Genomic DNA, 21,737 nt, shown 5'->3' with positions numbered 1-21,737 from the left:
GTAGCGGCTACCAAAGTCCCATGACCCTCCCACACGCCCTGCCCCACCTCGGCGCCGTCGCCGGCGACTATGACATCCTGCTCTGCGACGTGTGGGGCGTGATCCATAACGGCCGCGAGAGCTGGGCCGCCCCGTGCGAGGCGCTGACGCGATTCAACCGTGAGGGCGGCCACGTCGTTCTGATCTCGAACTCGCCCCGCCCGGCGTCCGACGTGATCGCTCAACTGGACGGGCTGGGCGTGCCGCGCGAGGCGTGGAAGGCCTTCGTCACCTCCGGCGACGCGACCCGCGCCGAACTGGCCAGGCGTGCGCCCGGTCCGGCTTGGATCGTCGGCCCCGAGCGTGACGCGCCGCTGTACGCCGGCCTTGGCCTCGAGCGCGCCGCGTCGCCTGAGGACGCCGCCTTCATCTCCGTCACCGGCCCCGTGGACGACACGGTCGAGACGCCCGAAGACTATCGCGAGCGGTTCGCCGTCGGCGCCGCACGCGACATCGAACTGATCTGCGCCAATCCCGACCGGGTCGTGCAGCGCGGCGACCAGCTGATCTATTGCGGCGGTTCGCTGGCCGACCTTTATGAATCGCAGGGCGGCCGGGTCGTCATGGCGGGCAAGCCCTTCGCCCCGATCTACGACCTGGCGATCAAGGAGGCGCAAGGCCTGCTGGGCCGTCCCGTCGATCGCTCGCGCATCCTGTGCATCGGCGACGGCGTCGTCACCGACGTGATGGGCGCAAACGCGCAAGGGTTGGACTGCCTGTTCATCGCCCAGGGCATCCACGGCGACCAGGCCAAGGGCGAAGACGGCGCGCTCGATCCCGCCCGCGCCGCCGCTCTGCTGAAGGCGGAAACGACCTATGCGCGATACGCCGCGCTCGAACTGAACTGGTAAGGCTCGCCATTTTGTCGCACCGCCGCTAAAGCCTCATCTATGGTCGAATTGGTTCAGCAGCATCCGTCCGGTGGTTACATCCTGGACGAACTTCACGTCGGCATGGCGGCCGAGAAAATCGTCGTCGCGACAGAGGACCGCATTCGGCTGTTCGCCGAGGCGTCCGACGACTTCAACCCGGTGCATCTGGACGAGGCCTTCGCCTCCAAGACCGCCTACCGCGGCCGGATCGCCCACGGTCTGCTCAGCGCCTCGTTCGGATCGGCCGTGGTCGGCACCATCCTGCCAGGCGCCGGATCCATCTACATCTCACAGACCCTGGCCTTCCATCAGCCGGTGCGGATCGACGACGTCGTGCGCATCCTGATCACGGTGATCGAGGTCGAGCCCGAGAGCGCGCGGGTCAAGCTCAGCTGCGAAGGCTTCGTCGGCGAGACCATGATCATGGACGGCGTCGCCGTCGTCCGCGTGCCGCGCCGGCGCAAACCGTCCCAGCGTTGATGCAGATTGTCCGCGACTGGCGCGACCTGCCGGACGCGCTGAAAGGCGCGGCGGTCGCCGTCGGCGCCTTCGACGGCGTGCATCGCGGGCATCAGGCCGTCATCGCCGGCGCACGCGACGCGGCGGAACGGCTGGGCGCGCCGCTGGGCGTCGTCAGCTTCGATCCTCATCCCCGCCGCTGGTTCCAGAAGGACGCCGCGCCCTTCCGACTGATGACGGCCGACCAGATGGCGGAGGCCTTGGCGCCACTGGGTGTGGACATCCTGTATCTCCTGCCCTTCGACGCCGAGATGGCCGGCATGACCGACGCCGCCTTCGCCGAACGAGTGCTGGCCGAGGGTCTGGGCATTCGCCATGCCGCCGTCGGTTTCGACTTCACCTTCGGCAAGGGCCGTTCCGGCTCGCCCGGGGCCTTGCGCGCCTACGGCGAGCGGCTGGGCTTCACCGTCTCGGTCGCCGAACGGCTGGATGACGCGGACGGGCTGAAACTGTCGTCCAGCGCTGTGCGCGAGGCCCTGAAGGCCGGCGACATGGCCCGCGCCGCCGCCATCCTGGGCCGCCCCTTCGCCATTCGCGGCGAGGTGATCCACGGCGACAAGCGCGGCCGCACCATCGGCGTGCCGACGGCCAATGTCGCGCTCGGCGACTATATGCGCCCCGCCTACGGCGTCTATGCGACCCGCAGCCGATTGCCGGACGGACGGGTGGTCGATGGCGTCGCCAGCCTGGGCGTGCGCCCCATGTATGCGCTGGAGACCCCGCTGATGGAGGTCTGGTTGTTCGACTTCGACGGCGACCTTTACGGCCAGACGCTGGACACCGAACTGGTCGCCTGGCTGCGTGGCGAGGAGACCTTCGACGGTCTCGACGCCCTGAAGACCCAGATCGACGCCGACGCAGCGGCGGCGCGAACCGTCCTCAGCCGATCATAGAGGCCGAAGCTCCGCCGCGAACCGCTTCCAGTTCTGCACATAGTGTTCGGCCGACATCTGCAGCACGGCGATGTGCGCCGGGTCACGCTCCCGCACCACCTTGCCCGGTTGACCCACCACCAGACTGTTGTCCGGAATGATCTTGCCCTCGGTGATTAGCGCATTGGCCCCGATGATGCAGTTCCGGCCGATCTTGACCCCGTTCAGCACCACCGCCCCGATGCCGATCAGGCTGTAGTCCCCGACCTCGCAGCCATGCAGCATGGCCTTGTGCCCCACCGTCACGCCGCGTCCCAGCGTCAGCGGCGACCCCATGTCGGTGTGAAGCACGCTGCCGTCCTGAATGTTGCTGTCAGGCCCCACGGTGATCGGATCGTTGTCCCCGCGCAGCACGGCGCCGAACCAAACACTGGCGTTGGGATGGAGAATCACATTCCCTATCACCGATGCGCTTGGCGCCACCCAGTATTCGCCCTGCGGCGGAAGCTGCGGTTTGCTGTCGCCCAAGGCGTAAATGGTCATCTGTACACCGCCTAATCTTTGAAAAACGAGGGCTTTAACGGATCGCTAACCACGATAGCATCATTCTGTTGATGCGATTCGTGGGTCGCCATTTCGGCCCCGGATCCGAAACCGGATCAAGCCCGATCCGGTCATCAAGTCGGGGCTTTAGCGTGGCGCGTTGGGATCCTGGTTCGGTTGTTCGGCGGCGGGCGCACCCCGTTGCAGACGGCCCTGCTGTCGATCCGGGCCGCTGCTGTGCAGGTCGCGACCTCTTCCTCCCCAAGACCATCCAAGGCGGCGCCCGTTCGGGTCCGCCTTTTTTCATGCCCTGGAGGCGTCCATGACCAAGCGTGCTGCAACCAAGCGTCAAACGCGTGAACACGGAATCCTGGATTCGCGTGATTTCATGGAGGAGTCGAAAGTTCGTCGGCTTCACGCCCCGCATAACGAGCGATCAGGGTGGTCGCCCTATCCTTCGAACGACGACCGCGACCAAGGCTATCTGAAGACGCTGAAGCCCAAGTCCGAGGGCCAGGGCGAGTTGATGGAGGCCATCGACCACCACAACCTGGTCATGGCCCTGGGTCCCGCAGGCACCGGCAAGACCTACCTCGCCGTCGCCAAGGCGGTCGAGGCGCTGGAGGCGGGCAAGGTGGGCCGGATTGTCCTCAGCCGCCCCGCTGTCGAGGCCGGCGAATCCATCGGCTTCCTGCCCGGCGACATGGAAGACAAGCTGGCCCCCTATCTGCGCCCGCTTTACGACGCCCTGTCCGATCGTCTGTCGATGAAGCGGGTCAAGGCGCTGATGGCCGAAGGTCTGATCGAGATCGCCCCGGTCGGCTATATGCGCGGCCGCACGTTGAATAACGCCTTCATCGTCGTCGACGAGGCGCAGAACTGCACCTACGTCCAGCTCAAGATGCTGCTGACACGCCTGGGCTGGCATTCGACCATGGTGGTGACGGGCGACCCGCAGCAGTCGGACCTGCTGCCCGGCATCTCGGGCCTGTCGGACATCTCGGCGCGACTGGAGGCCGTACCCGACATCGCCGTGGTGCGTCTGGCCGAGCGCGACATCGTCCGTCACCCGCTGGTCGCCTCGATGATCGGCGTCCTCTAGCTCTGATCCTGCAGCCGACGCTGGATGGCGTCGGCTGCAGACCCGTTGCACCGCGAAACCAAAAGCCATTGTCCCCGGGCGCACCGCACCGCTAAAGGTCGGCTCGCGGCTGATGAGGGATTTCGATGCGCGTAGCGATGATTGGGACGGGCTATGTGGGCCTGGTTTCCGGCGCCTGTTTCGCCGACTTCGGCCATGTCGTCACCTGCATCGACAAGGACCCGTCCAAGATCGAGCGGCTGGAGCGGGGCGAAATCCCGATCTATGAGCCGGGGCTGGATGATCTGGTCGCCGCCAATGTGCGCGAGGGTCGACTGTTCTTCACCCTGGACGGCGCCGAGGCCATTCGCCGGGCCGACGCCGTCTTCATCGCCGTGGGCACGCCGACGCGGCGCGGCGACGGTCATGCCGACCTGTCCTACGTCCACGCCGCCGCTGAAGAAATCGCCGGCCTGATCGAAGGCTTCACGGTCGTCGTCACCAAGTCGACCGTTCCGGTCGGCACGGGCGACGAAGTCGAAGCCATCATCAAGAAGACCAATCCGAACGCCGACTTCGCCGTCGTCTCCAACCCCGAGTTCCTGCGTGAAGGCGCCGCCATCGGCGACTTCAAACGTCCCGACCGCGTGGTCATCGGCATCGACGACATAACCGGCGACGCCGGCGGCCGCGCGCAGAAGGTCATGAGCGAACTTTACCGTCCGCTGAACCTGAACGAGAGCCCGCTGCTGTTCGTGGGCCGTCGCACGTCCGAGCTGATCAAATACGCCGCCAACGCCTTCCTGGCGATGAAGATCACCTTCATCAACGAGATGGCCGACCTGTGCGAAGCCGTCGGCGCCGACGTTCAGCAGGTCGCACGCGGCATCGGCCTGGACAAGCGCATCGGCTCGAAATTCCTGCACGCCGGACCGGGCTATGGCGGCTCGTGCTTCCCCAAGGACACGATCGCCCTGGTCCGCACCGCCCAGCAATATGGGGCCCCGACAAAGCTGATCGAGGCCACGGTCGAGGTCAACGACGCCCGCAAGAAGGCCATGGCCGACCGCGTCGCCGCGACCCTGGGCACGAGCGTCCAGGGCAAGACGATCGCCCTCCTGGGCCTGACGTTCAAGCCCAACACCGACGACATGCGTGACGCCCCGTCGCTGGACATCGCGCCTGCCCTGATCGCCGCCGGCGCGACCGTCCAGGCCTTCGATCCCGAAGGCATGCACGAGGCCGCCAAGCTGTTGCCCGACATCCAGATGAAGGACAGCGCCTATGACGCCGTCGTCGGCGCCGACGCCGTCGTCCTCGTCACCGAATGGGACCAGTTCCGCGCCCTGGATCTGGACCGCATCAAGCTGCTGATGAAACAGCCGGTCCTGGTCGATCTGCGTAACATCTATCGGTCCGAGGACATGAAGCATCGCGGCTTCCGCTTCATGGGCATCGGGCGCGGCTGATGGGCGCGCCGATCCTCGTCACAGGCGCGGCCGGCTTCATCGGCATGCACGTCGCCGAGCGTCTGCTGGACCGGGGCGAGCAGGTGATCGGCGTCGATGTCTTAAACGACTACTATGATCCGCGCCTGAAGGCCGCCCGCGCCGCCCGGCTGGAAGGGCAAGACGGCTTCAAGATGGTCCGCGCCGACATCGCCGACCACGCGCAGATGCGTGCGCTGGTCGCGGATGCCGGGGTCAAGCGGATTGTCCACCTCGCGGCCCAGGCCGGGGTCCGCTACTCCCTCGAGAACCCCTTCGCCTACGAGCGGTCCAACCTGGCCGGCCATCTGTCGATGCTGGAGGCCGCGCGGCACAGTGACGTGACCCACCTGGTCTATGCCTCGTCGAGTTCCGTCTATGGCGACCGGCCGCTGGAGGGTTCGGGCTTCCGAGAGGACGATCCGACCGTCCACCCGGTGTCGCTCTACGCCGCGACCAAACGCTCGTGCGAACTGATGAGCCAGAGCTACGCCAAGCTCTACGGCTTTCCGCAATCGGGCCTGCGGTTCTTCACTGTCTATGGCCCCTGGGGCCGGCCCGACATGGCCTATTTCAGCTTCACCCAGAAGATCGTGCGCGGCGAGCCGATCGAGGTCTATGGCGAAGGCAAGATGGCGCGCGACTTCACCTATATCGACGACATCGTCGACGGCGTGATCGCCGTGCTGGACCGCCCCCCGGCGCGGGGCGTTCACGAGGTCTATAACATCGGCGACAGCCAGCCCGTCGGCCTGATGGAGATGATCTCCACGCTGGAAACCGCGCTGGGCGTCGAGGCAAAAAAAATCATGCGGCCCATGCAGCCCGGAGACGTCACCGCCACCTATGCGGACATTTCCAAGCTGAACGCCCTGTGCGGTTATCAGCCCAAGGCCCCGCTGAAGATCGGACTGGAAAAGTTCGTCGCCTGGTGGCGTCAATACGAGAACGGTTGACGCAAGAAGGCTGGGGGGGCCGATGCGACGCGAAATCCTGCCGGCCGGCGCCGCCCTGATGCTGTTCGGCGCAACCGACGCCTTCGCCCAGGCTTTGCGCTCGGCTCAGGACGCGCAAATCGACATCTTCGTTCGCAACCGTGCGGTCGCCGTACGCGACCGACCGCAACCCGCCTACGACCCGCTCGGCATCCGGGCCGGCGGCTTCACGGCCTTTCCCCGGCTTCAGTCGAGCGTCATCCATGACGGCAATATCTTCGCGGCTGAAGACGACCCTCAGCCTGCAACGACCTTGCGCTTGACGCCTGAAGTCGTCGTCCGATCCAACTGGTCGCGCCATGCGCTTGAAACCCACGCCCGCGCCGAGATGGACCGCAACCTCGATTTCGACAGCGAGAACACGACCGACTGGAGCCTGGGCGGCGCCGGCCGTCTCGACATCGTTCGAGGCGTCGACATCACCCTGGCCGCGGACTACGCCCATGATCACGAGGCCCGCATGGCCGCCGGGGCCGGCCCCGCCGCTCGCCGCCCGATCACCTTTGATCTAGCGTCCACCTCGCTGGCGGCGACGCGTACGAGGGGTCGGTTGCGCCTCCGGGCCGACGCCGCGGTTCTTCGTTATGACTACCGCGATGGGCTTAACGACGCCGGCGCAGTCATCGAACAGGACGTTCGGGATCGCACCGCCGCCCGCCTGACCGGCCGCGCCGACTACGCCCTCTCCCCCGCGACAGCCCTTTTCTTTCAGGTCGCACGCGATGACCGCGACTATCGCAAGGTGGCAGGGTCGCCGGAACGATCCTCTTCCGGCCACGAAGTGCTGGCTGGCGTGGACTTCGAGCTCGGAGCCCTGGTCCGGGGCGAGGTCGCCGCCGGATACATCCGTCAGGAGTTTCGGAACACAGCCTATGGAGATCTCGACGGCTTCGGCGGGCGTGCGCGCCTGTCGTGGTTTCCCACGCAACTGACGACTCTGACCGCCACCGCCGCGCGCAGCGTCGCGGACACCGGCGTGGTCGGCTCAGCCGGCGCCCTGCGCACCGACGTGTCGATCGGCGCAGACCACGAACTGCTGCGCAATCTGATCCTGACGGCGGAAACGGCGTGGAGCGAAGACGACTATAACGGCCTCGACCGCTCCGACACCCGCTTTACCGCTGGTTTTAGCGCCGTCTATCGCCTCAACCGTCGCTATGGCCTGACCGCCGGTCTGACCTATCTCGACCAATCCTCGTCCGGCGCGGTTGCAGGACCGAGCTATCACTCGACGCGCCTGTCCGTCGCGGTCGTCTCGCAGTTCTGAACACACGGCCAAAGCGCGAAGATTGACAACCTGAAGGCGTCATCGCAGGACTGGACGGGACGATCACCGTTCGATGGCGCGATGACCTACCACGACACCGCGATGGGCGGTCCCGGCCAGCCGGCGGACGACGCCATCGACCTCCACGCCCTGATCGCCGCCTTCCGGCGTCGTCTCGGTCTGTTCACCGCTGTCGCAGCCGTCGTCTGCCTGATCGTGCTGGCGCTGATGCTGGGCCAGCCGCCGGTCTACACCGCGACCGCCAGCCTCCAGATCAACACCCGCAAGGAACAGGTCGTCGCGGGACAGGCCGTGCTGTCGGCGCTCGACGCCGAGGCGGCCATCGTCGACACCGAGGTCGAAGTTCTGAAGTCACCCCAGCTTGCCGCCCAAGTCGTGCAGACGCTGGGCCTGATCCGCGATCCCGAGTTCAACGCTCGCCTGCGATCCTCGCCCCTTACCCGGCGCCTGTCACGCGCCACGCCTGCAGCTGCCGACCCTCAGATCGAGCTTCAGCAGGTTATCGACGCCGTCCGGCGACGCCTGACCGTGCGCCGCGTCGGCCTGACCTATTCGATGGCGGTCAGCTTCACCTCCGAAAGTCCGATCAAGGCGGCCCGCATCGCCAACGCCTTCGCTGACGCCTATCTCCAGTCTCAACTCACCGCCAAATTCGACGCTAACGCCCAGGCCAACACCTTCCTGGGCGCCCGGCTGGAAGATCTGCGCAGCCAAGTCGAGGCCGCCGACGCGGCCGTCTCAGCCTACCGGATAGAAAACGGCCTGCTCAGCGCCCAGGGCGCCACCCTGACCGAGCAGGAGATCTCGGCCTACAACCAGCAACTCGCCTTGGCCCGCGCACAGCAGGCCGAGCAGGACGCCCGCCTGCGCACCGCCCGCGCCCAGATGGCGGCCGGCTCCAACGGCGACGATGTGGGCGAGGCCCTGTCCTCGCCCGTGGTTCAGAACCTGCGCGCCCAGCGCGCGGCGATCAGCACCCGCGTTGCGGACCTCTCCGTCCGTTATGGCCCGCTACACCCCGACATGATCCGCGCCCGTCAGGAGTTGGCCGACATCGACGCCCAGATCCAGGCCGAGATCCGCCGTGTCGTCTCCAACCTGGACGCCCAGGCCCAGGTCGCCCGCCAACGCGCCGCCTCGGTGCAGTCCAGCCTGGACGCCGCGCGCGGCGCCCTGGCCGACAACAATGCCGCCTCGGTGCGCCTGCGCGAACTGGAAGGCGAGGCCGAAGCCGCCCGCGCCGTCTACCGCGCCTTCCTGGATCGTTATCGCGAGACCAGCGCCCAAACCGGGGTCGAACAGGCGGACACCCGCATCGTCTCGCGCGCCACGCCTCCGACCGCGCAAAGCGCACCGAACCTGATGATCACCCTCGCGCTGGGCCTGGTGCTCGGCGCGGCGGCGGGAACCGGGGCCGTCGTCATCGCCAACGCCATGCAGACAGGCCTCAGCGGCCCCGATGACATCGAGCGCAGGCTGGGCGTCGGGGCTGTCGGCGGCGTTCCGCTGGCCTCTTCGGTGGCGACGGCGGAGGATCAGACGCTGCACCCGATCGATCTCGTCGTCCAACGCCCGCTATCGGTCTTCGCCGAGGCCTTCCGGGCGCTACGCACGTCGATCACTCCCATCGTCAGCGTCGTGGGTGAACCGTCCGCGCGCATCGTCGCCGTCACCTCCGCCCTGCCCGGCGAAGGCAAGACCACCACAGCCGTCTGTCTGGCCCGCGTCGCCGCGCGCTCCGGCGGACGCGTTCTCTTGATCGACGGCGACCCACGTCGGCGCGGCGTGACACGGATGCTGGGCCTGAACCCAGATCACGGCCTGGCCGAGGTCCTGCACGGCGCGGCGGCTTGGCGAAACGTCCTGGTGCTGGACCCGGACTCCGGCGCACAGGTTCTGCCCCTGTCGGGATCAGGCCTGTCGGCCGACGACCTGTTCGGCGCCCCGCCGATGACCGCCCTGCTCGACGACCTGCGTCAGGCCTTCGACCTGATCGTCATCGACACCGCGCCCGTCCTGGTCCTCGCCGACGCCCGTATCTTGGCGGCCAAGGCCGACACCGTCGTCCTGCTCGCACGCTGGCGAAAGACCCCCGCGCGCGCCGTCTCCGCCGCAATCCGCATCCTGGGCCAATCCGGTGTTCGCCTTTCCGGTGTCACCCTGAGCCAGGTCGATGTCCGGGCGCAGGCTGGCCTAGGCTATGGCCAAGCCGACTATGATTACCGGGCCTACAGAAAATACTATGCGGCCTGATTGTCGGTAGAGTTCAGGCCGCACAATCAGCTTCACATTCTACCACCGACGACGAGCACCAGAGTTTGAAACACAACGCCGATTGCGCCAAGCAAGCTGCCGGCGATCGCCAGGCGCAAGCCGAAGGACTGTGTCGCTTCCGGCTTTGCACGCAGGGCAATCAGGCATTTCCAACATAGGGCCCCAATGCTAGCCAGGCAGAGGGCGCTGAAAGTCAGCCCGAAAGCGTTCCACGCACCGGCGTCGCCACGCGCCACGTCGGCGGCGCTGGATAGCAGATACAGGCCCAAGAAATGGGCGGCCCAGATCAGCAGGCCCCCCAGCATCAGCAGCCAGAACCTCATGCGCCGACGCCCGGGAACAGGCGGATCAGAAGGGTCGTCGCCGCGCCCTGAACCGCCGTGAAGGCCACGAACAGGGCGATCACCTCAAACGTCGCCGGGTAACGCGGCGACACCAGGCCGCAGAGCCAGCGCAGCAGGACGAACGGCCCCATCAACAACGAAATGCCGACGAATGTCCCCTGCCAGGCCAACAGCGCATAGACGGTCGCGCCTTGGCTTGAGGCGTCAGGGCGAAGGCCCGAGTTCCACCAGGCCGAGGCCTCGGCCGCAAAGGCGCCGCCCGCCGCCAGGGTGGCGACCAGCATCAGGACGGCGGCGATGCCGGCGCTGCGCGGCCGGTCCAGCTTCAGCGCGCCTTGAGACGCCCAGGCGCCGATCCCCGCGGCCGCCAGCAGGCCCAGGGTCAAGAGCAGCGAGCCGATCTCGGGCGGCGCCTGCCACAGGTCCGGTCGGCGGCTCCACAGGAAGACGTAGGAGAAGCAGGCCATGATCGCGACCATGCCCGACACGATCAGGGTGATGACCATCGCCCACCAGCCGTGACTGCTGGGGCCGGACACATAGGTCGGCAGTCGCACGCCGCCGCCGACATCCACCGTCGCAGGACCGCTGGGCCGATCCAGTCCCCAGCACCATTTGAGGATGCAGTAGATGGCCAGCACGCCGCTGACCAAGGAAGCGACGTAGGCCTGGATCGTCAGGATCAAAAAGAAGCCGGCGGTGAAGATCGCGCCCCAGACATACCAGCTGGACGGCCGGGGCATCCGCTGGAGGTATTGAGGCTCGGCGTTGATCGGACTGGTGATCATGGTCTCGCGCTCGCCACGCGGCGCGCCGGGCAAGAAGTAGCGGCCGGCCTCGACGTCGCGCGCCAGGTTCGGTTGATCCCACACCGGATACAGGCTCTTAATCACCGGGACGGACCGCAACGAGTAGCGGCCGGCGGGCAGCCACTCCAGCCCCGGACCGCCAAAGACATTGCCCGCGTCCTTCTCGCCGAAGGGCCGGAAGTTGCGGATCATGTCGATCATCCACAACACCACCGCCAGGCCGAACATGAAGGAGCCGACGGTCGAGATCATATTGGGCAGGTCCCAGCCCCGATCCGGCAGATAGGTATAGACCCGGCGCGGCATGCCCATCAGCCCGGTCAGGTGCATGGGCATGAAGGTGACGTTGTGACCGACGAACATCAGCCAGAAGATCCACTTGCCCCACGGCTCGCTCAGCGGCCGGCTGCTGGACATCGGCGTCCAGTAGTAGATGGCGGCGAACAGCGGGAAGACCATCCCGCCGATCAGGACGTAATGCAGGTGGGCGACGATGAAATAGCTGTCGTGGGCCTGCCAGTCGAACGGCACCATGGCCACCATCACCCCGGTCAGCCCGCCCATGACGAAGATCACCAGCCCCCCGACGGCGAACAGGCCGGGCGTGTTGAACCGCATCTTGCCCGCCGCCAGGGTGGCGATCCAGGCGAAGACCTGCACCCCCGCCGGCACGCTGACGGCCATGGAGGCGGCGCTGAAATAGTTGATCGAGATCTGCGGCATGCCCGTGGTGAACATGTGGTGCGCCCAGACGCCGAAGCTGATGAAGCCGGTCGCCAGCATGGCCAGGACCACCAGCCGATAACCGACCAGCTTGGTTTGGGCGACGGCCGGGATCAGGGTCGACATCGCCCCCGCCGCCGGCAGGAAGATGATGTAGACCTCGGGGTGGCCGAAGAACCAGAATAGGTGCTGCCACAACATCGGGTCGCCGCCCTTGGCCGCATCGAAGAAGGGCCAGCCCAGCGCACGTTCCAGCTCCAGCAGCAGGGTCGATAGAATGATCGACGGGAAGGCGATGATGATCATGCAGGCGAAGATCAGCATGGCCCAGGCGAAGATCGGCAGCTTGTCCAGCGTCATGCCCGGCGCGCGCGTCTTCAGCACCCCGACGATGATCTCGATGGCGCCGGCGATGGCCGAAATTTCGATGAAGCCGATGCCCAGGAGCCAGAAGTCGGCGTTGATCCCCGGCGAATAGGTCATCGACGTCAACGGCGGATACATGAACCAGCCGCCGTTCGGCGCCAAGCCGAAGAACAACGAGGCGAAGAAGCACAACCCCCCGACCAGATAGGCCCAGAAGGCGTAGGCGCTCAGCCTCGGGAACGGCAGGTCGCGCGCCCCCAGCATCTGCGGCAGCAACAGCACGCCCAGCGCCTCGACCGCGGGCACCGCGAACAGGAACATCATCACCGTGCCGTGCATGGTGAAGATCTGATTGTAGGTTTCTTGCGCCAGGAAGCCCGTCATCGGCAGGGCCAGCTGGGTGCGCATCAACAGCGCCAGCACGCCCGCCAGCACGAAGAACAGCATGGCCGCGCCGACGTAATAGACGCCGATGTAGTTGTTGTTGATCGCCGTGATCCACTCCCACGGCCGCCGCGGGCCGCACCAGACCTCGTCGAGCTGCTCCAGCTCGCCCTCGGGCCGGGCTTCGGTGGTGGGGAAGCGTTTGTAGAGTTCGGGATCGAACCCGGTTTCCGAACTCATTTCAGGCTTTCCAGATAGGCGGCGACGGCGCGCACGTCCTGGCCCGACAGGACCGCATAGGACGGCATCCGATTTCCGGGCTTCAGGCTCTGGCTGTCCGAAATCCAGCCGGCCATCGTCCCCTGATTGTTCGGCAGGATGCCGGCGCCCAGCGTCTGGCGAGAGCCGACGTGGGTCAGGTCCGGTCCCGCCAGACCGTTCGCCTCGGTGCCGCGAATGGTGTGACAGGCGGCGCAGCCCGAGGCGGCGTAGACGCTACGCCCCTGGTCGATCAAGGCGAGCGGCCCTTGGGCCGAGGGCACGACGGCGGCCGGCCGTGACTGACGCGCCAACCAGGCGGCGTAGTCGTCCGGCGCATGGGCCACGACCACTAGCCCCATCAGGGCGTGAGGACCGCCGCAGTATTCGGCGCATTGGCCGCCGTAGGTTCCAGGGGCATCGGCTTGCAGGCGCATGAAGTTGCGGCGGCCGGGGATCATGTCGGTCTTTCCGCCCAGGCGCGGCACCCAGAAGCTGTGGATCACGTCCGCGCTTTCCAGCTCGAACACGACAGGCTGGCCGGCCGGGATATGGACCTCATTGGCGTCCTGCACGATCTCTCGCCCCTGACCATCCAGATAGGCGACGCGCCACCACCACATTTCGCCGGTGACGCGCACCCGCATTTCGCCGGGCTTGGGCGCATCCGCCACCCGCGCGGTCGTGGTCAGCCCATAGACCAGCAGTCCGGTCAGAACGACCACCGGGAAGACCAGTCCCGCAATCCAGATCAGGCGCTCGCCGCCGACCCGCCGCTTCCACTTGCGCGGACCGAACAGGGCGATGCCGAGCGCCACGGCCACCACGACCATGACCACCGCCGCCATGATGAAGAGAACCCAGGCCACGGTCTGGATCGGTCCGGCGAATGGCCCGGCCGGATCCAGTACGGGCGGCGGCCAGCCGGCGATTCCGGGAGGGGCGTCAGTCTTCATCGAGCGTGTACAGATAGGCCGCAACGTCGCGGGCTTGGTCTTGCGTCAGGGGCATGGGCGGCATGGCGGTTCCGGGATCCATCGACGGCGCGTCGATCAGCCAGCGGATCAGAGTATCGGGCTGGTTCGGCAGACGTCCGGCGATCAGGGGACGCGCGCCGAACCCGGCAAGGTTCGAGCCGGACCGGCCCTCGGGCCAGGCGACGCCGGGGATGCGGTGACAGGCGGCGCAACCGACCTCCTTGATTACCGTCAGTCCGGCGGCTGCGTCGGCCTGAACCACCGGCCGAGGCAGGTCGGACTTGTCCACGCAGGCGCACACGGCAAGCGCCAGCGCGCAGGCCGCCGCCCGTCGTCCCATCGCCTCGCCCGCTGTCCGAAAACCCATCCGCCCCCCAAAGCTTCGCCAGAGCAATCCTCTTGTCGGACGGAGGTTCCCGACTGCGACATGGAGCCTCGGCGTATCGCCACAAGGAACCTTCGCCATAAGCAGGTGTTGCACCGCCGTGCGCGCCTCCCTTTCCGTCCTTGTTCTGCTGACCGGCCTGGCCGCCTGCGACTCCACGCCGGGCCAGACGGATCGCACGTTCACGGCGAATGGTCAGGTCATCGCCATGAGCGGCGGCGCCGGCGGGGCGGCCAACGCCTGCTTTACCTGTCACGGCCTGGACGGCGGCGGGGACGGGGTCGCCGCCCCGCGGCTTGCGGGCCTGGACGCCGGCTATCTGCAAAAGCAGTTGGAAGACTATGCATCGGGCCTGCGTCCCGACGACGCCATGACCCGCATCGCCAAGGCCTTGGACCAGCAGGGCCGACGCGAGGTCGCCGCCTACTACGCCGCCCTGCCCGCGCCGCCGACGCAAACGCCCGCGTCGATGGCGCCTGCGCCCGCCCTCTATCTGAACGGCGACCCCTCGCGCGGCATCGTCGCCTGCGCCTCATGTCACGGCGACCGGGGGCAAGGCTCGGGCCAGGGCGGCAATCCGCAGATCGCCGGTCAGCCCGCCGCTTACACGCTTGAACAGATCGACCGCTGGAAAGCGGGCAAACGCCGCAACGACCCGCGCGGGGTCATGGCCGCCGCCGTCAAATCGCTTTCGGACCCAGAAGCCCGCGCCATAGCGTCCTGGCTGTCGACGCAACCCGCTTCTCCAGCGCGCGCCAGCGCCGCTGCCACCGGGTCCGCTTCGGTCGAAGCTGCGGCACGACCGGCAGCATCGCGTGAAACACGTCGTCCCTATCGATCAGATGGTGCTTGAGCGCGGCGCCGGCGTGGATGGGAATCATCAGCAGCAGGGTGATGACCAGTCCCCAGTGCATCCACTCCGCCGCCGCCTCGATCGCCCATAGCTGGGTGTTGGACAGATCCTGCAGCGGCAGCAGCGGCCATTTGATGAACCCCAACGTCTCCAGCTGGCGCGTCCGATCCGTCGCCGAAATCATGGCCCAGCCCGACAGTGGCAGGCCGAACAGGCAGATGTAGAAGACATAGTGGGTCACATGGGCGGCCATGCTCTCCCAACCCGGCTTGTCCGCATCATTGATCAGGTCGGGCGCCAGCAGTCGCCACGACAACCGGCCGATCACCAGGATCAGCATCAGCACGCCGATCGCGAAATGCAGGTCGTAGGCGGCCATCATGGCGCCGCCCACCGGCTGGCGTCCCATCCACCAGCCCCAACCGAGCTGGAAGATCACCAGCCCCGCCATCACCCAATGAAAGCCGATGCCGACGGGCGAGTAGCGACCCTCGTCATGGTGACCCGCCGCCCATTCCAGCAGCTGCCTGAACAGTCTTTCGATCATGCCGGATGCGCCTCGGCGTCGGGGCCGATCATTCGCCCCAGCCGCCACAGGGCGGCGAACAGATACAGCGCCGCCGCCGGCGCCCACATGATCAGCCCAGCCGCCTGCTGATCCTCGAGCGGCGTCATGCCCCAGGCCAGGGTCGAATAGGCATGGGGCGCATAAACCGCCTGCCCCGCAAAGGTCAGCACCGCCCCGAGCAGCCCCATTGCCAGCATGGCCGCCAATAGGGCGATGACCGCCGCCGGCGCAGACGCCGACCGCGCCGCGCACCAGAACCAGCCGGCGCTCGCCAGTAGACTGATCTGCATCACCCAATAGACCGCATCGTTCGACAGGGCGGCGCCATAGGCGTCAGGCGCGTGCCAGGCCCAGAACACCACCGCTTGCACCGCCGTCGCCAGGATCAGCGATCCGTAGCGCCTCGACGGCAAGGCCGCCGAGAGCAAGGGCGCGGCGAGGCCGACCAACAGCACATGATGCACCGTCCGTACCGAGAACAGCGCCGAACTGAGGGCGCACAGGGGGGACACAAATCCAACGGCCAATACCGCTACGGCCGCCAGGCCATAACCGCGCCGCCGCCCTTCCAGCCGCCACAGGACCAGGCCCGCGGCTGCAACGAGGACGGCCAGCAAGATCGGATCAAGATTCCAGCGCCACTCGCCAAGGGCTGGCGCAGGACCGCAATACGGCATCCAACTCAAAGCTGTACCCCCAACCGCTTGCAGGATCTCCTGATCCCCGTGAATGGGAAAAGCCAAGCCAGCGGTGACGGTTCCGCGCGCATCATTTCCACGACGATTTGCCGCGATCACCCCGTGTCAGCACCAGGGGCGACCTCGGTCGCGTCCCTTGCAACCGACCGTGGCCGCAGTTGATCGACCAAGAAGTCGACGAACACCCGGATGCGAGCGGGAACGCTGGCGCCGCCGACAAAGACGGCATGGATGGGCTCACGATCGCCAGGATTGAAATCCTCAAGCAGCGGCACGAGCTCTCCCTTCGCAATGGCGTCGGCGACGCTGAAGTTGCCCACGCGCGTTATGCCGACGCCGGCCAGCGCAAGTTGCGTCAGGCTCTCGCCATTGTTCGCTTCCACGGGGCCGCGAACCGTCAGCGCATAGTCACGACCGTCCCGTCGAAAAGGCCACACGGGCTCCAGTCTTCGGAAGTTGAAATTCAGACAGTCATGTTGGTGTAGGTCCTCTGGCACGTGCGGCACGCCGCGACGCGCGAGATAGGCTGGCGACGCCACGATCGTTCGCCCTGTCTCACCGAGCCGTCGCGCCGTCAGCGGACTGTCCAGCAGCGGTCCGAAGCGAATGGCGACATCGGCCTGTCCGGCCGCGACATCCACGACCGTATCCGTCAAATTGATATCGACGAGGATTTGCGGGTAGCGCGCCACGAACGCGCCGATCAGCGGCACGACTACCTGCCGACCGTGCGCCAAGGATGCGCTGACCCTTAGGCGTCCCTGCGGCGCGCCCTGGTCCGAGATGGACTGCTCGGCCTCATCCAGGTCGGCGACAATTCTCCGTGCGGCGCTCAGATAGGCCTGGCCCTCGACCGTCAACGTCAAGGCGCGGGTTGTCCGCAGGACGAGCCGCACACCCAGTCGCGCCTCGATCCGATCGATCGTTCGGCTTACCGCCGATGGCGTCAGCCCAAGAACCCGACCGGCCGCTGAAAAGCTGCCGGCCGCAGCCACAGCCGCGAACACCTCCATGTCGCGGGCGCGATCCGCGCCCGCTGACGGCGCCTTTGCGTGCATTTCAAAAATCCTTCGCTTCCGAAAGGCCTAACCGCTGGGCACGACCGCGTCCATCTGTGCGCAAGTCTTATTGGTCTGCGGATTTCCATCCTATGAAACTCAACCCTCCCCTGCTGGCGCTCGCCGCCGGCGCGTTCGGTATCGGCGTGACCGAGTTCGCCCCGATGGGGCTGTTGCCCGTCATCGCGACCGATCTGGGCGTCTCTATTCCATCGGCCGGTCTGCTGATCAGCGCCTACGCTCTGGGCGTCGTCCTGGGCGCGCCCTTGATGACCCTGGCCACGGGCCGTGTTCCGCGCCGCGCCCTGCTCATCGGGCTCGCCGGCATCTTCACGATTGGCAATGCGCTGTCTGCGCTGGCTGACAACTACGCCCTGCTGATGATCGCGCGGATCATCACGTCGCTGAACCATGGCGCCTTCTTTGGCGTCGGCGCCATTGTCGCCGCCGGGTTGGTGCCGCCGGACCGCAAGGCCGGGGCGGTGGCTGCCATGTTCATGGGCTTGACCATCGCCAATGTCGTGGGCGTGCCTCTGGCCACCTGGGCTGGGGAAACCTTGGGATGGCGGGCCAGCTTCTGGGGCATTGCGATGATCGGCGTCATGGTGATGGCGGCCCTCGCCCTGACCCTGCCGAAAGCCGCCGCACCTGCCGCCGGCGACATGTTGGCTGAACTGCGCGTGCTTGGCCGCAGACGCGTCCTGTCGGCCTTGGCCCTGACGGTTATCGGTTCCAGCGCCATGTTCACCGTCTTCACCTACATCACGCCGATCCTGCGCGAACAGACCGGCGCGTCGCTGGGTTTCATCACCGCGATGCTCGTCCTCTATGGGCTTGGCCTGACCGTCGGCAACTGGATCGGCGGCAAGTTTGCTGACCGTTCCGTCGATCGCACGCTGATCGTCACCCTCGCCGGCCTGTCGCTCGTCTTGCTGACCTTCGCCGTGGCCATGCCTTTTGCCAGCGTAAGCGCCGTTCTCATATTCCTGTGGGGCATCGCCAGCTTCGCGCTCGTGCCGCCGCTTCAGGTTCGTGTGATGGATGCAGCGCGTGACGCCCCGAACCTGGCTTCGGCTGTCAACATCGGCGCCTTCAATCTCGGCAACGCCATCGGGGCCGCTCTGGGCGGCGCCGTCATCGCCGGCGGCCTCGGCTACCCAGCTGTTGCTCTGGCCGGCGCCGGCGCGTCCGCCCTCGGTCTGCTGATGATCGTGCTGATGTCACGCCGACCGGCCGTCGTGGTCGCAGCCGAATAGGGAGCCCCGTCCGCTAGCCGTTGTCGTTGCCGGCGCTTTGGCAGCGGTGTTCGAGCGATAGTCGGCGGACGTCGGCGGCGTTTTGAAAGACGGCGCGGCTGATGAAGGCGCCCATGTCGCGCCAGGCGTTGGATATGGTCTGGAAGGTCTGTTCGTCGGTCTGGCTGGCGGCCAGGGCTTCGTTCCAGCGCGACGTCAGCGCATTGATCTCGTCGAGCATCAAAAGCCGCCCGCAGGCCAGGGTCATCCGGTAGCTCGCGCTTCCTTGGCTCATTGTCAGAACTCCTCCCAGCCGGCCGTGTCCGCCTCCTCCACGACGGCCAGGGCGGCAGAGCCGGAAGATCGCAGGGCGGCCGGACGCATGGGCCGGGGCGCGCTCGGCTTGCGCGGCGCCGGCGCGGCGAGGGCTCGGCTGCCCAGCGCGGTTTCGCGTGTCAGGCTGAAGCGCTGGACCAGATTCGACAGCTGACGGCTTTCAGAGGTCAGGCTGTGGCTGGCCGCCGTCGACTGTTCGACCATGGCGGCGTTCTGCTGGGTCACCTGGTCCATCTGGTTGACGGCGGTGTTGACCTCTTCCAGCGCCGTCGATTGCTCGCGCGTCGAGGCCGTAATCTCGTTCATCAGCTCGTCGATTTCGGCGACGCGCTTGACGATGGACGACAGGGCCTCGCCCGTTTCCGCGACCAAGGTCACGCCGGACTTCACCTGGACGGACGAGGTGGTGATCAGCGACTTGATCTCCTTGGCCGCCTCGGCGGACCGCTGCGCCAGGGCCCGAACCTCGGAGGCCACCACGGCGAATCCTCGCCCGGCGTCGCCTGCGCGCGCGGCCTCGACGCCGGCGTTCAAAGCCAGAAGATTGGTCTGGAAAGCGATCTCGTCGATGACGCCGATGATCTGATTGATCTGCGACGACGACTGTTCGATCGCGGTCATGGCCTCGACGGCGCGGCTGACCACCTCGCGCGACTGCTCGGCGGACTGACGCGAGGTTTCGACGACCGCGGCGGCGCGACTGGCGCCTTCGGCCGCCCGCTTTACCGTGGCGGTGATCTCGTCCAGCGCGGCCGCCGTTTCCTCCAGCGTCGCCGCCTGATGCTCGGTGCGCCGCGACAGGTCGTCGGCCGCTTCACTGATTTCGGCGGCGCCCAGTTGCATGGCGCCCGTATTGCCGGCGATCTCGGCCATGGCGTCGTCCAGACGCTGCATGGCGGTGTTGAAGTCGGTCTTCAGGCGCGCGTAGCCGCCGGTGAAGTCGGACGCGATGCGGGTTCGAAGGTCGCCCTGCGCCAGGGCCGCCAGAGCCGCCGCCGTGTCCTCCACGACCCGCGTCTGCTCGGCCTCTGCCTCTGCGCGCTTCTGGTCCGCCTCCAGGCGCTTGGTCTCGGAGGCTTCCAGATACAGCGAAATGACGAAATCCATGTCGAGCATGGCGGCCTTCACCACACTGGCCAGCGTCGCCGCCAAGGCCTTGCCGTCGTCGCGCTTCGAAAACAGCGACCGCGTCTTGGCGTGGGATGAGACGATCGCCTCGATCAGCCCTTCCAGGACCAGGGCGTAGCCGCCGATGTACCAGCGCGGCTCCAGCCCGATCCGGGCGTGGGTCTGGCCGATGCGACGCACGCCCTCGACATAGGCGGGATCAAAGGCGCCCGAGGCGATCAGGCCCCAGTGTCGCGCCTGGGCGTCCTTGGCTCCAGCGATCTGGCTTTCCGCGCCGAAGAAGCGGGCCACGTCCGGCGTCGCGCGAACCTGGGCGTAAAAGGCTTCAAGGCTGGGCTGAAGCGCGGCCTCGATGACGGGTCTGGCGTCAGCAAGACGGGACCTCGCGGCCTTGTCCAGCTTCAAGAAGCGAAGTCTTTGGTCCAGATTCATTGCGTCCGACATGACGGCCCCCTTGCATGGCGGCCAGTTGGACGAGGTTCGATCTAAAAGCCGGTTGAAGTCTCTTCAGGCTGTAGACTGTTTCACAGCGGAAGCATTGTTTGCGCCGGTCTGACGTCAGGTCGCGGCGTGACCGACGTCCTTCGCCATGGCCTGCAGCAGCGGGACCAGCTGGGCGGCGGTCTTCAGACCCTCGCTGGTCAACAGTCCGGCCAGACGCCCGTATTGCGACCGCCGATCGTCCAGAACAGCGCGGCCTGCCTCGGTGATTTCCAGCATGGTGACGCGCCGGTCGTTCGGATGGGGCGAACGCTTGACCAGATCGGCGCGAACCAGATGATCGACCAGACGCGACAGCGAGGCCGGCGGCGCCTGAAGCGTCGATCCGAGAGCGCATTGTTTGACGCCGCGACGGCCCTCGCTGGCGATCAGGCTCAAGGCGCGGACGGCGGCATTGCTTTGACCATCGGCGCGCAGGACGCGATCGAGCTGTCGATCGAGTTCGAGCAAGGCGGTGTCGAGCGCATACAGCGCCATCGCGGGATCATCGAACGCCCGCACGGTGAACTCGTCCATCGTCCCCCGAACACCCATAGGCTTGGTGTGACAGGATTGGCCGCAACCTGCAAGATAGACGAAGGTCAACCCTTAGGGCTATCGAACTCCTAACAGCGCATCTATAAGGAAATGATTTCACACCGGCGCAATCCTAGATTGCCGAGCAAGTCTTTGGAAACAAAGTGGCGAGGCAACAACCGGAAAGAGCCGATGGCGTCGGTCAAAAGACACCCCTCCCACCCTGCCACGGCGATCCGATCGCTCGGGATAAGCATGGGAGGCGCGCTGGATGCTGAACTTCGAAGAGCGCTCGAAGTCGCCGCTATCCTGGTGACGACCGATCGACATGGCGTCATCACCGACTGCAACGAGAAGTTCGTGGCGGTCAGCGGCTACAGCCGAGAGGAGTTGATCGGCTCGACCCATCGGATCGTGAACTCCGGCCTGCATTCCAAGGCCTTCTTCCAGGATCTGTATCGCACGATCCGCAGCGGCAAGGTTTGGACCGGCACGTTGCGGAACCGTCGCAAGGACGGCAGCCTCTACTGGGTCTGACGTGCCCCTGAGAATTTCCTCCACGCGGAGCTAGAGTCCGGCCCTTGAAAGGACGGACGGAATGAAACGAGCGAGATTCACGGAAGAGCAG

General features: G+C 66.6%; 21 protein-coding genes and 1 pseudogene. 11 read left to right on the top strand and 11 right to left on the bottom strand.

Features of this window, described 5'->3' with window-relative positions; translation table 11 throughout:
* The first annotated feature begins 20 nt into the window (after positions 1–20).
* The 3 genes from HF680_RS15030 to HF680_RS15020 are packed head-to-tail and all read left to right on the top strand — an operon-like array spanning position 21 to position 2,323.
* Complete coding sequence (locus tag HF680_RS15030; RefSeq protein ID WP_185225622.1) at positions 21–890, top strand: TIGR01459 family HAD-type hydrolase; 870 nt, start codon at positions 21–23, stop codon at positions 888–890.
* Positions 891–929: 39 nt separating this feature from the next.
* Positions 930–1,391 carry a MaoC family dehydratase gene (locus tag HF680_RS15025; RefSeq protein ID WP_017506733.1) on the top strand — a complete coding sequence of 154 codons (462 nt, stop codon included), beginning with the start codon at positions 930–932 and terminating at the stop codon, positions 1,389–1,391.
* Entirely contained in the window at positions 1,391–2,323 is a 933-nt protein-coding gene (locus HF680_RS15020; RefSeq protein WP_185225621.1) for a bifunctional riboflavin kinase/FAD synthetase, read from the top strand. The genes HF680_RS15025 and HF680_RS15020 overlap by 1 nt, the downstream gene beginning before the upstream one ends.
* Here HF680_RS15020 and HF680_RS15015 read toward each other — a convergent pair.
* Positions 2,318–2,845, bottom strand: a complete 528-nt coding sequence (locus tag HF680_RS15015) for a gamma carbonic anhydrase family protein (RefSeq protein ID WP_017506735.1) — start codon at positions 2,843–2,845, stop codon at positions 2,318–2,320. The genes HF680_RS15020 and HF680_RS15015 overlap by 6 nt on opposite strands.
* A 310-nt stretch (positions 2,846–3,155) precedes the next feature.
* Here HF680_RS15015 and HF680_RS15010 point away from each other — a divergent pair, with 310 nt between their 5' ends.
* From HF680_RS15010 to HF680_RS14990, 5 genes are all read left to right on the top strand, one after another.
* A complete protein-coding gene (locus HF680_RS15010; protein WP_091752533.1) occupies positions 3,156–3,947 on the top strand; it encodes a PhoH family protein in 792 nt (263 codons plus the stop codon).
* A 125-nt stretch (positions 3,948–4,072) separates the two neighbouring features.
* Positions 4,073–5,395, top strand: a complete 1,323-nt coding sequence (locus HF680_RS15005; RefSeq protein ID WP_185225620.1) for a UDP-glucose dehydrogenase family protein — start codon at positions 4,073–4,075, stop codon at positions 5,393–5,395.
* Entirely contained in the window at positions 5,392–6,369 is a 978-nt protein-coding gene (locus HF680_RS15000) for an SDR family NAD(P)-dependent oxidoreductase (RefSeq protein ID WP_185225630.1), read from the top strand. Before HF680_RS15005 ends, HF680_RS15000 begins: the two co-directional genes overlap by 4 nt.
* Before the next feature lie 22 nt (positions 6,370–6,391).
* Positions 6,392–7,675, top strand: a complete 1,284-nt coding sequence (locus HF680_RS14995) for an outer membrane beta-barrel protein (RefSeq protein WP_185225619.1) — start codon at positions 6,392–6,394, stop codon at positions 7,673–7,675.
* A gap of 81 nt (positions 7,676–7,756) precedes the next feature.
* Positions 7,757–9,949 (top strand): GumC family protein, encoded by a 2,193-nt coding sequence (locus HF680_RS14990; RefSeq protein ID WP_185225618.1) that lies wholly within the window; start codon positions 7,757–7,759, stop codon positions 9,947–9,949.
* Positions 9,950–9,981: 32 nt separating this feature from the next.
* On the opposite strand, the gene HF680_RS14985 is transcribed toward HF680_RS14990, so the two are convergent.
* The 4 genes from HF680_RS14985 to HF680_RS14970 are packed head-to-tail and all read right to left on the bottom strand — an operon-like array spanning position 9,982 to position 14,198.
* Entirely contained in the window at positions 9,982–10,293 is a 312-nt protein-coding gene (locus HF680_RS14985) for a hypothetical protein (RefSeq protein WP_185225617.1), read from the bottom strand.
* On the bottom strand, positions 10,290–12,836 hold the full coding sequence (locus HF680_RS14980; RefSeq protein WP_185225616.1) for a cbb3-type cytochrome c oxidase subunit I: 2,547 nt from the start codon (positions 12,834–12,836) through the stop codon (positions 10,290–10,292). The genes HF680_RS14985 and HF680_RS14980 overlap by 4 nt, the downstream gene beginning before the upstream one ends.
* Positions 12,833–13,810 (bottom strand): cytochrome c oxidase subunit II, encoded by a 978-nt coding sequence (coxB, locus tag HF680_RS14975; protein ID WP_185225615.1) that lies wholly within the window; start codon positions 13,808–13,810, stop codon positions 12,833–12,835. The genes HF680_RS14980 and coxB overlap by 4 nt, the downstream gene beginning before the upstream one ends.
* Positions 13,800–14,198: a c-type cytochrome gene (locus tag HF680_RS14970; protein ID WP_185225614.1), complete on the bottom strand. Its 399-nt coding sequence runs from the start codon at positions 14,196–14,198 to the stop codon at positions 13,800–13,802. The genes coxB and HF680_RS14970 overlap by 11 nt, the downstream gene beginning before the upstream one ends.
* A 226-nt stretch (positions 14,199–14,424) precedes the next feature.
* On the opposite strand from HF680_RS14970, the pseudogene HF680_RS16095 reads away from it, so the two are divergent.
* Positions 14,425–14,889 (top strand): annotated as a pseudogene (locus tag HF680_RS16095) (c-type cytochrome); the annotation flags it as partial.
* 7 nt (positions 14,890–14,896) lie between these two features.
* On the opposite strand, the gene HF680_RS16090 reads toward HF680_RS16095, so the two are convergent.
* The 3 genes from HF680_RS16090 to HF680_RS14955 all read right to left on the bottom strand — a co-directional run bounded on the left by HF680_RS16090 (position 14,897) and on the right by HF680_RS14955 (position 17,348).
* The gene (locus HF680_RS16090) at positions 14,897–15,616 is read right to left on the bottom strand and encodes a cytochrome b (protein ID WP_039245638.1); all 720 of its coding nucleotides are present in this window, start codon (positions 15,614–15,616) and stop codon (positions 14,897–14,899) included.
* Positions 15,613–16,254 carry a cytochrome c oxidase assembly protein gene (locus HF680_RS14960; protein ID WP_235969004.1) on the bottom strand — a complete coding sequence of 214 codons (642 nt, stop codon included), beginning with the start codon at positions 16,252–16,254 and terminating at the stop codon, positions 15,613–15,615. Before HF680_RS14960 ends, HF680_RS16090 begins: the two co-directional genes overlap by 4 nt.
* Positions 16,255–16,430: 176 nt before the next feature.
* The gene (locus HF680_RS14955; RefSeq protein ID WP_235969003.1) at positions 16,431–17,348 is read right to left on the bottom strand and encodes a LysR substrate-binding domain-containing protein; all 918 of its coding nucleotides are present in this window, start codon (positions 17,346–17,348) and stop codon (positions 16,431–16,433) included.
* A 137-nt stretch (positions 17,349–17,485) separates the two neighbouring features.
* On the opposite strand from HF680_RS14955, the gene HF680_RS14950 reads away from it, so the two are divergent.
* Positions 17,486–18,649, top strand: coding sequence for an MFS transporter (locus HF680_RS14950; RefSeq protein ID WP_185225610.1), 1,164 nt, complete (start codon positions 17,486–17,488; stop codon positions 18,647–18,649).
* A 13-nt stretch (positions 18,650–18,662) separates the two neighbouring features.
* Here the strand turns inward: HF680_RS14950 and HF680_RS14945 are convergent, their stop codons facing one another.
* From HF680_RS14945 to HF680_RS14935, 3 genes are all read right to left on the bottom strand, one after another.
* Positions 18,663–18,923: a hypothetical protein gene (locus HF680_RS14945; RefSeq protein WP_137722168.1), complete on the bottom strand. Its 261-nt coding sequence runs from the start codon at positions 18,921–18,923 to the stop codon at positions 18,663–18,665.
* Positions 18,924–18,925: 2 nt separating this feature from the next.
* Positions 18,926–20,536 carry a methyl-accepting chemotaxis protein gene (locus tag HF680_RS14940; RefSeq protein ID WP_185225609.1) on the bottom strand — a complete coding sequence of 537 codons (1,611 nt, stop codon included), beginning with the start codon at positions 20,534–20,536 and terminating at the stop codon, positions 18,926–18,928.
* A gap of 114 nt (positions 20,537–20,650) precedes the next feature.
* Positions 20,651–21,109 (bottom strand): MarR family winged helix-turn-helix transcriptional regulator, encoded by a 459-nt coding sequence (locus tag HF680_RS14935; RefSeq protein ID WP_185225608.1) that lies wholly within the window; start codon positions 21,107–21,109, stop codon positions 20,651–20,653.
* A 255-nt stretch (positions 21,110–21,364) separates the two neighbouring features.
* Here HF680_RS14935 and HF680_RS14930 point away from each other — a divergent pair, with 255 nt between their 5' ends.
* Entirely contained in the window at positions 21,365–21,646 is a 282-nt protein-coding gene (locus tag HF680_RS14930) for a PAS domain-containing protein (protein WP_205196321.1), read from the top strand.
* Positions 21,647–21,737 lie beyond the last annotated feature (91 nt).

Source organism: Brevundimonas huaxiensis (assembly GCF_014218725.1).
Taxonomy (GTDB): Bacteria; Pseudomonadota; Alphaproteobacteria; order Caulobacterales; family Caulobacteraceae; genus Brevundimonas; species Brevundimonas huaxiensis.
This window is presented reverse-complemented; position numbering and strand designations above follow the sequence as displayed.

What these genes read in the sequence shown, in the direction of transcription:
- HF680_RS15030 (WP_185225622.1), top strand. Translation starts at nt 21, where the DNA reads ATGACCCTCCCACACGCCCTGCCCCACCTCGGCGCCGTCGCCGGCGAC.
- HF680_RS15025 (WP_017506733.1), top strand. Translation starts at nt 930, where the DNA reads ATGGTCGAATTGGTTCAGCAGCATCCGTCCGGTGGTTACATCCTGGAC.
- HF680_RS15020 (WP_185225621.1), top strand. Translation starts at nt 1,391, where the DNA reads ATGCAGATTGTCCGCGACTGGCGCGACCTGCCGGACGCGCTGAAAGGC.
- HF680_RS15015 (WP_017506735.1), bottom strand. Translation starts at nt 2,845, where the DNA reads ATGACCATTTACGCCTTGGGCGACAGCAAACCGCAGCTTCCGCCGCAG.
- HF680_RS15005 (WP_185225620.1), top strand. Translation starts at nt 4,073, where the DNA reads ATGCGCGTAGCGATGATTGGGACGGGCTATGTGGGCCTGGTTTCCGGC.
- HF680_RS14995 (WP_185225619.1), top strand. Translation starts at nt 6,392, where the DNA reads ATGCGACGCGAAATCCTGCCGGCCGGCGCCGCCCTGATGCTGTTCGGC.
- HF680_RS14990 (WP_185225618.1), top strand. Translation starts at nt 7,757, where the DNA reads ATGACCTACCACGACACCGCGATGGGCGGTCCCGGCCAGCCGGCGGAC.
- HF680_RS14985 (WP_185225617.1), bottom strand. Translation starts at nt 10,293, where the DNA reads ATGAGGTTCTGGCTGCTGATGCTGGGGGGCCTGCTGATCTGGGCCGCC.
- HF680_RS14980 (WP_185225616.1), bottom strand. Translation starts at nt 12,836, where the DNA reads ATGAGTTCGGAAACCGGGTTCGATCCCGAACTCTACAAACGCTTCCCC.
- coxB (WP_185225615.1), bottom strand. Translation starts at nt 13,810, where the DNA reads ATGAAGACTGACGCCCCTCCCGGAATCGCCGGCTGGCCGCCGCCCGTA.
- HF680_RS14970 (WP_185225614.1), bottom strand. Translation starts at nt 14,198, where the DNA reads ATGGGTTTTCGGACAGCGGGCGAGGCGATGGGACGACGGGCGGCGGCC.
- HF680_RS16090 (WP_039245638.1), bottom strand. Translation starts at nt 15,616, where the DNA reads ATGATCGAAAGACTGTTCAGGCAGCTGCTGGAATGGGCGGCGGGTCAC.
- HF680_RS14955 (WP_235969003.1), bottom strand. Translation starts at nt 17,348, where the DNA reads ATGGAGGTGTTCGCGGCTGTGGCTGCGGCCGGCAGCTTTTCAGCGGCC.
- HF680_RS14950 (WP_185225610.1), top strand. Translation starts at nt 17,486, where the DNA reads ATGAAACTCAACCCTCCCCTGCTGGCGCTCGCCGCCGGCGCGTTCGGT.
- HF680_RS14945 (WP_137722168.1), bottom strand. Translation starts at nt 18,923, where the DNA reads ATGAGCCAAGGAAGCGCGAGCTACCGGATGACCCTGGCCTGCGGGCGG.
- HF680_RS14940 (WP_185225609.1), bottom strand. Translation starts at nt 20,536, where the DNA reads ATGTCGGACGCAATGAATCTGGACCAAAGACTTCGCTTCTTGAAGCTG.
- HF680_RS14935 (WP_185225608.1), bottom strand. Translation starts at nt 21,109, where the DNA reads ATGGACGAGTTCACCGTGCGGGCGTTCGATGATCCCGCGATGGCGCTG.
- HF680_RS14930 (WP_205196321.1), top strand. Translation starts at nt 21,365, where the DNA reads ATGGGAGGCGCGCTGGATGCTGAACTTCGAAGAGCGCTCGAAGTCGCC.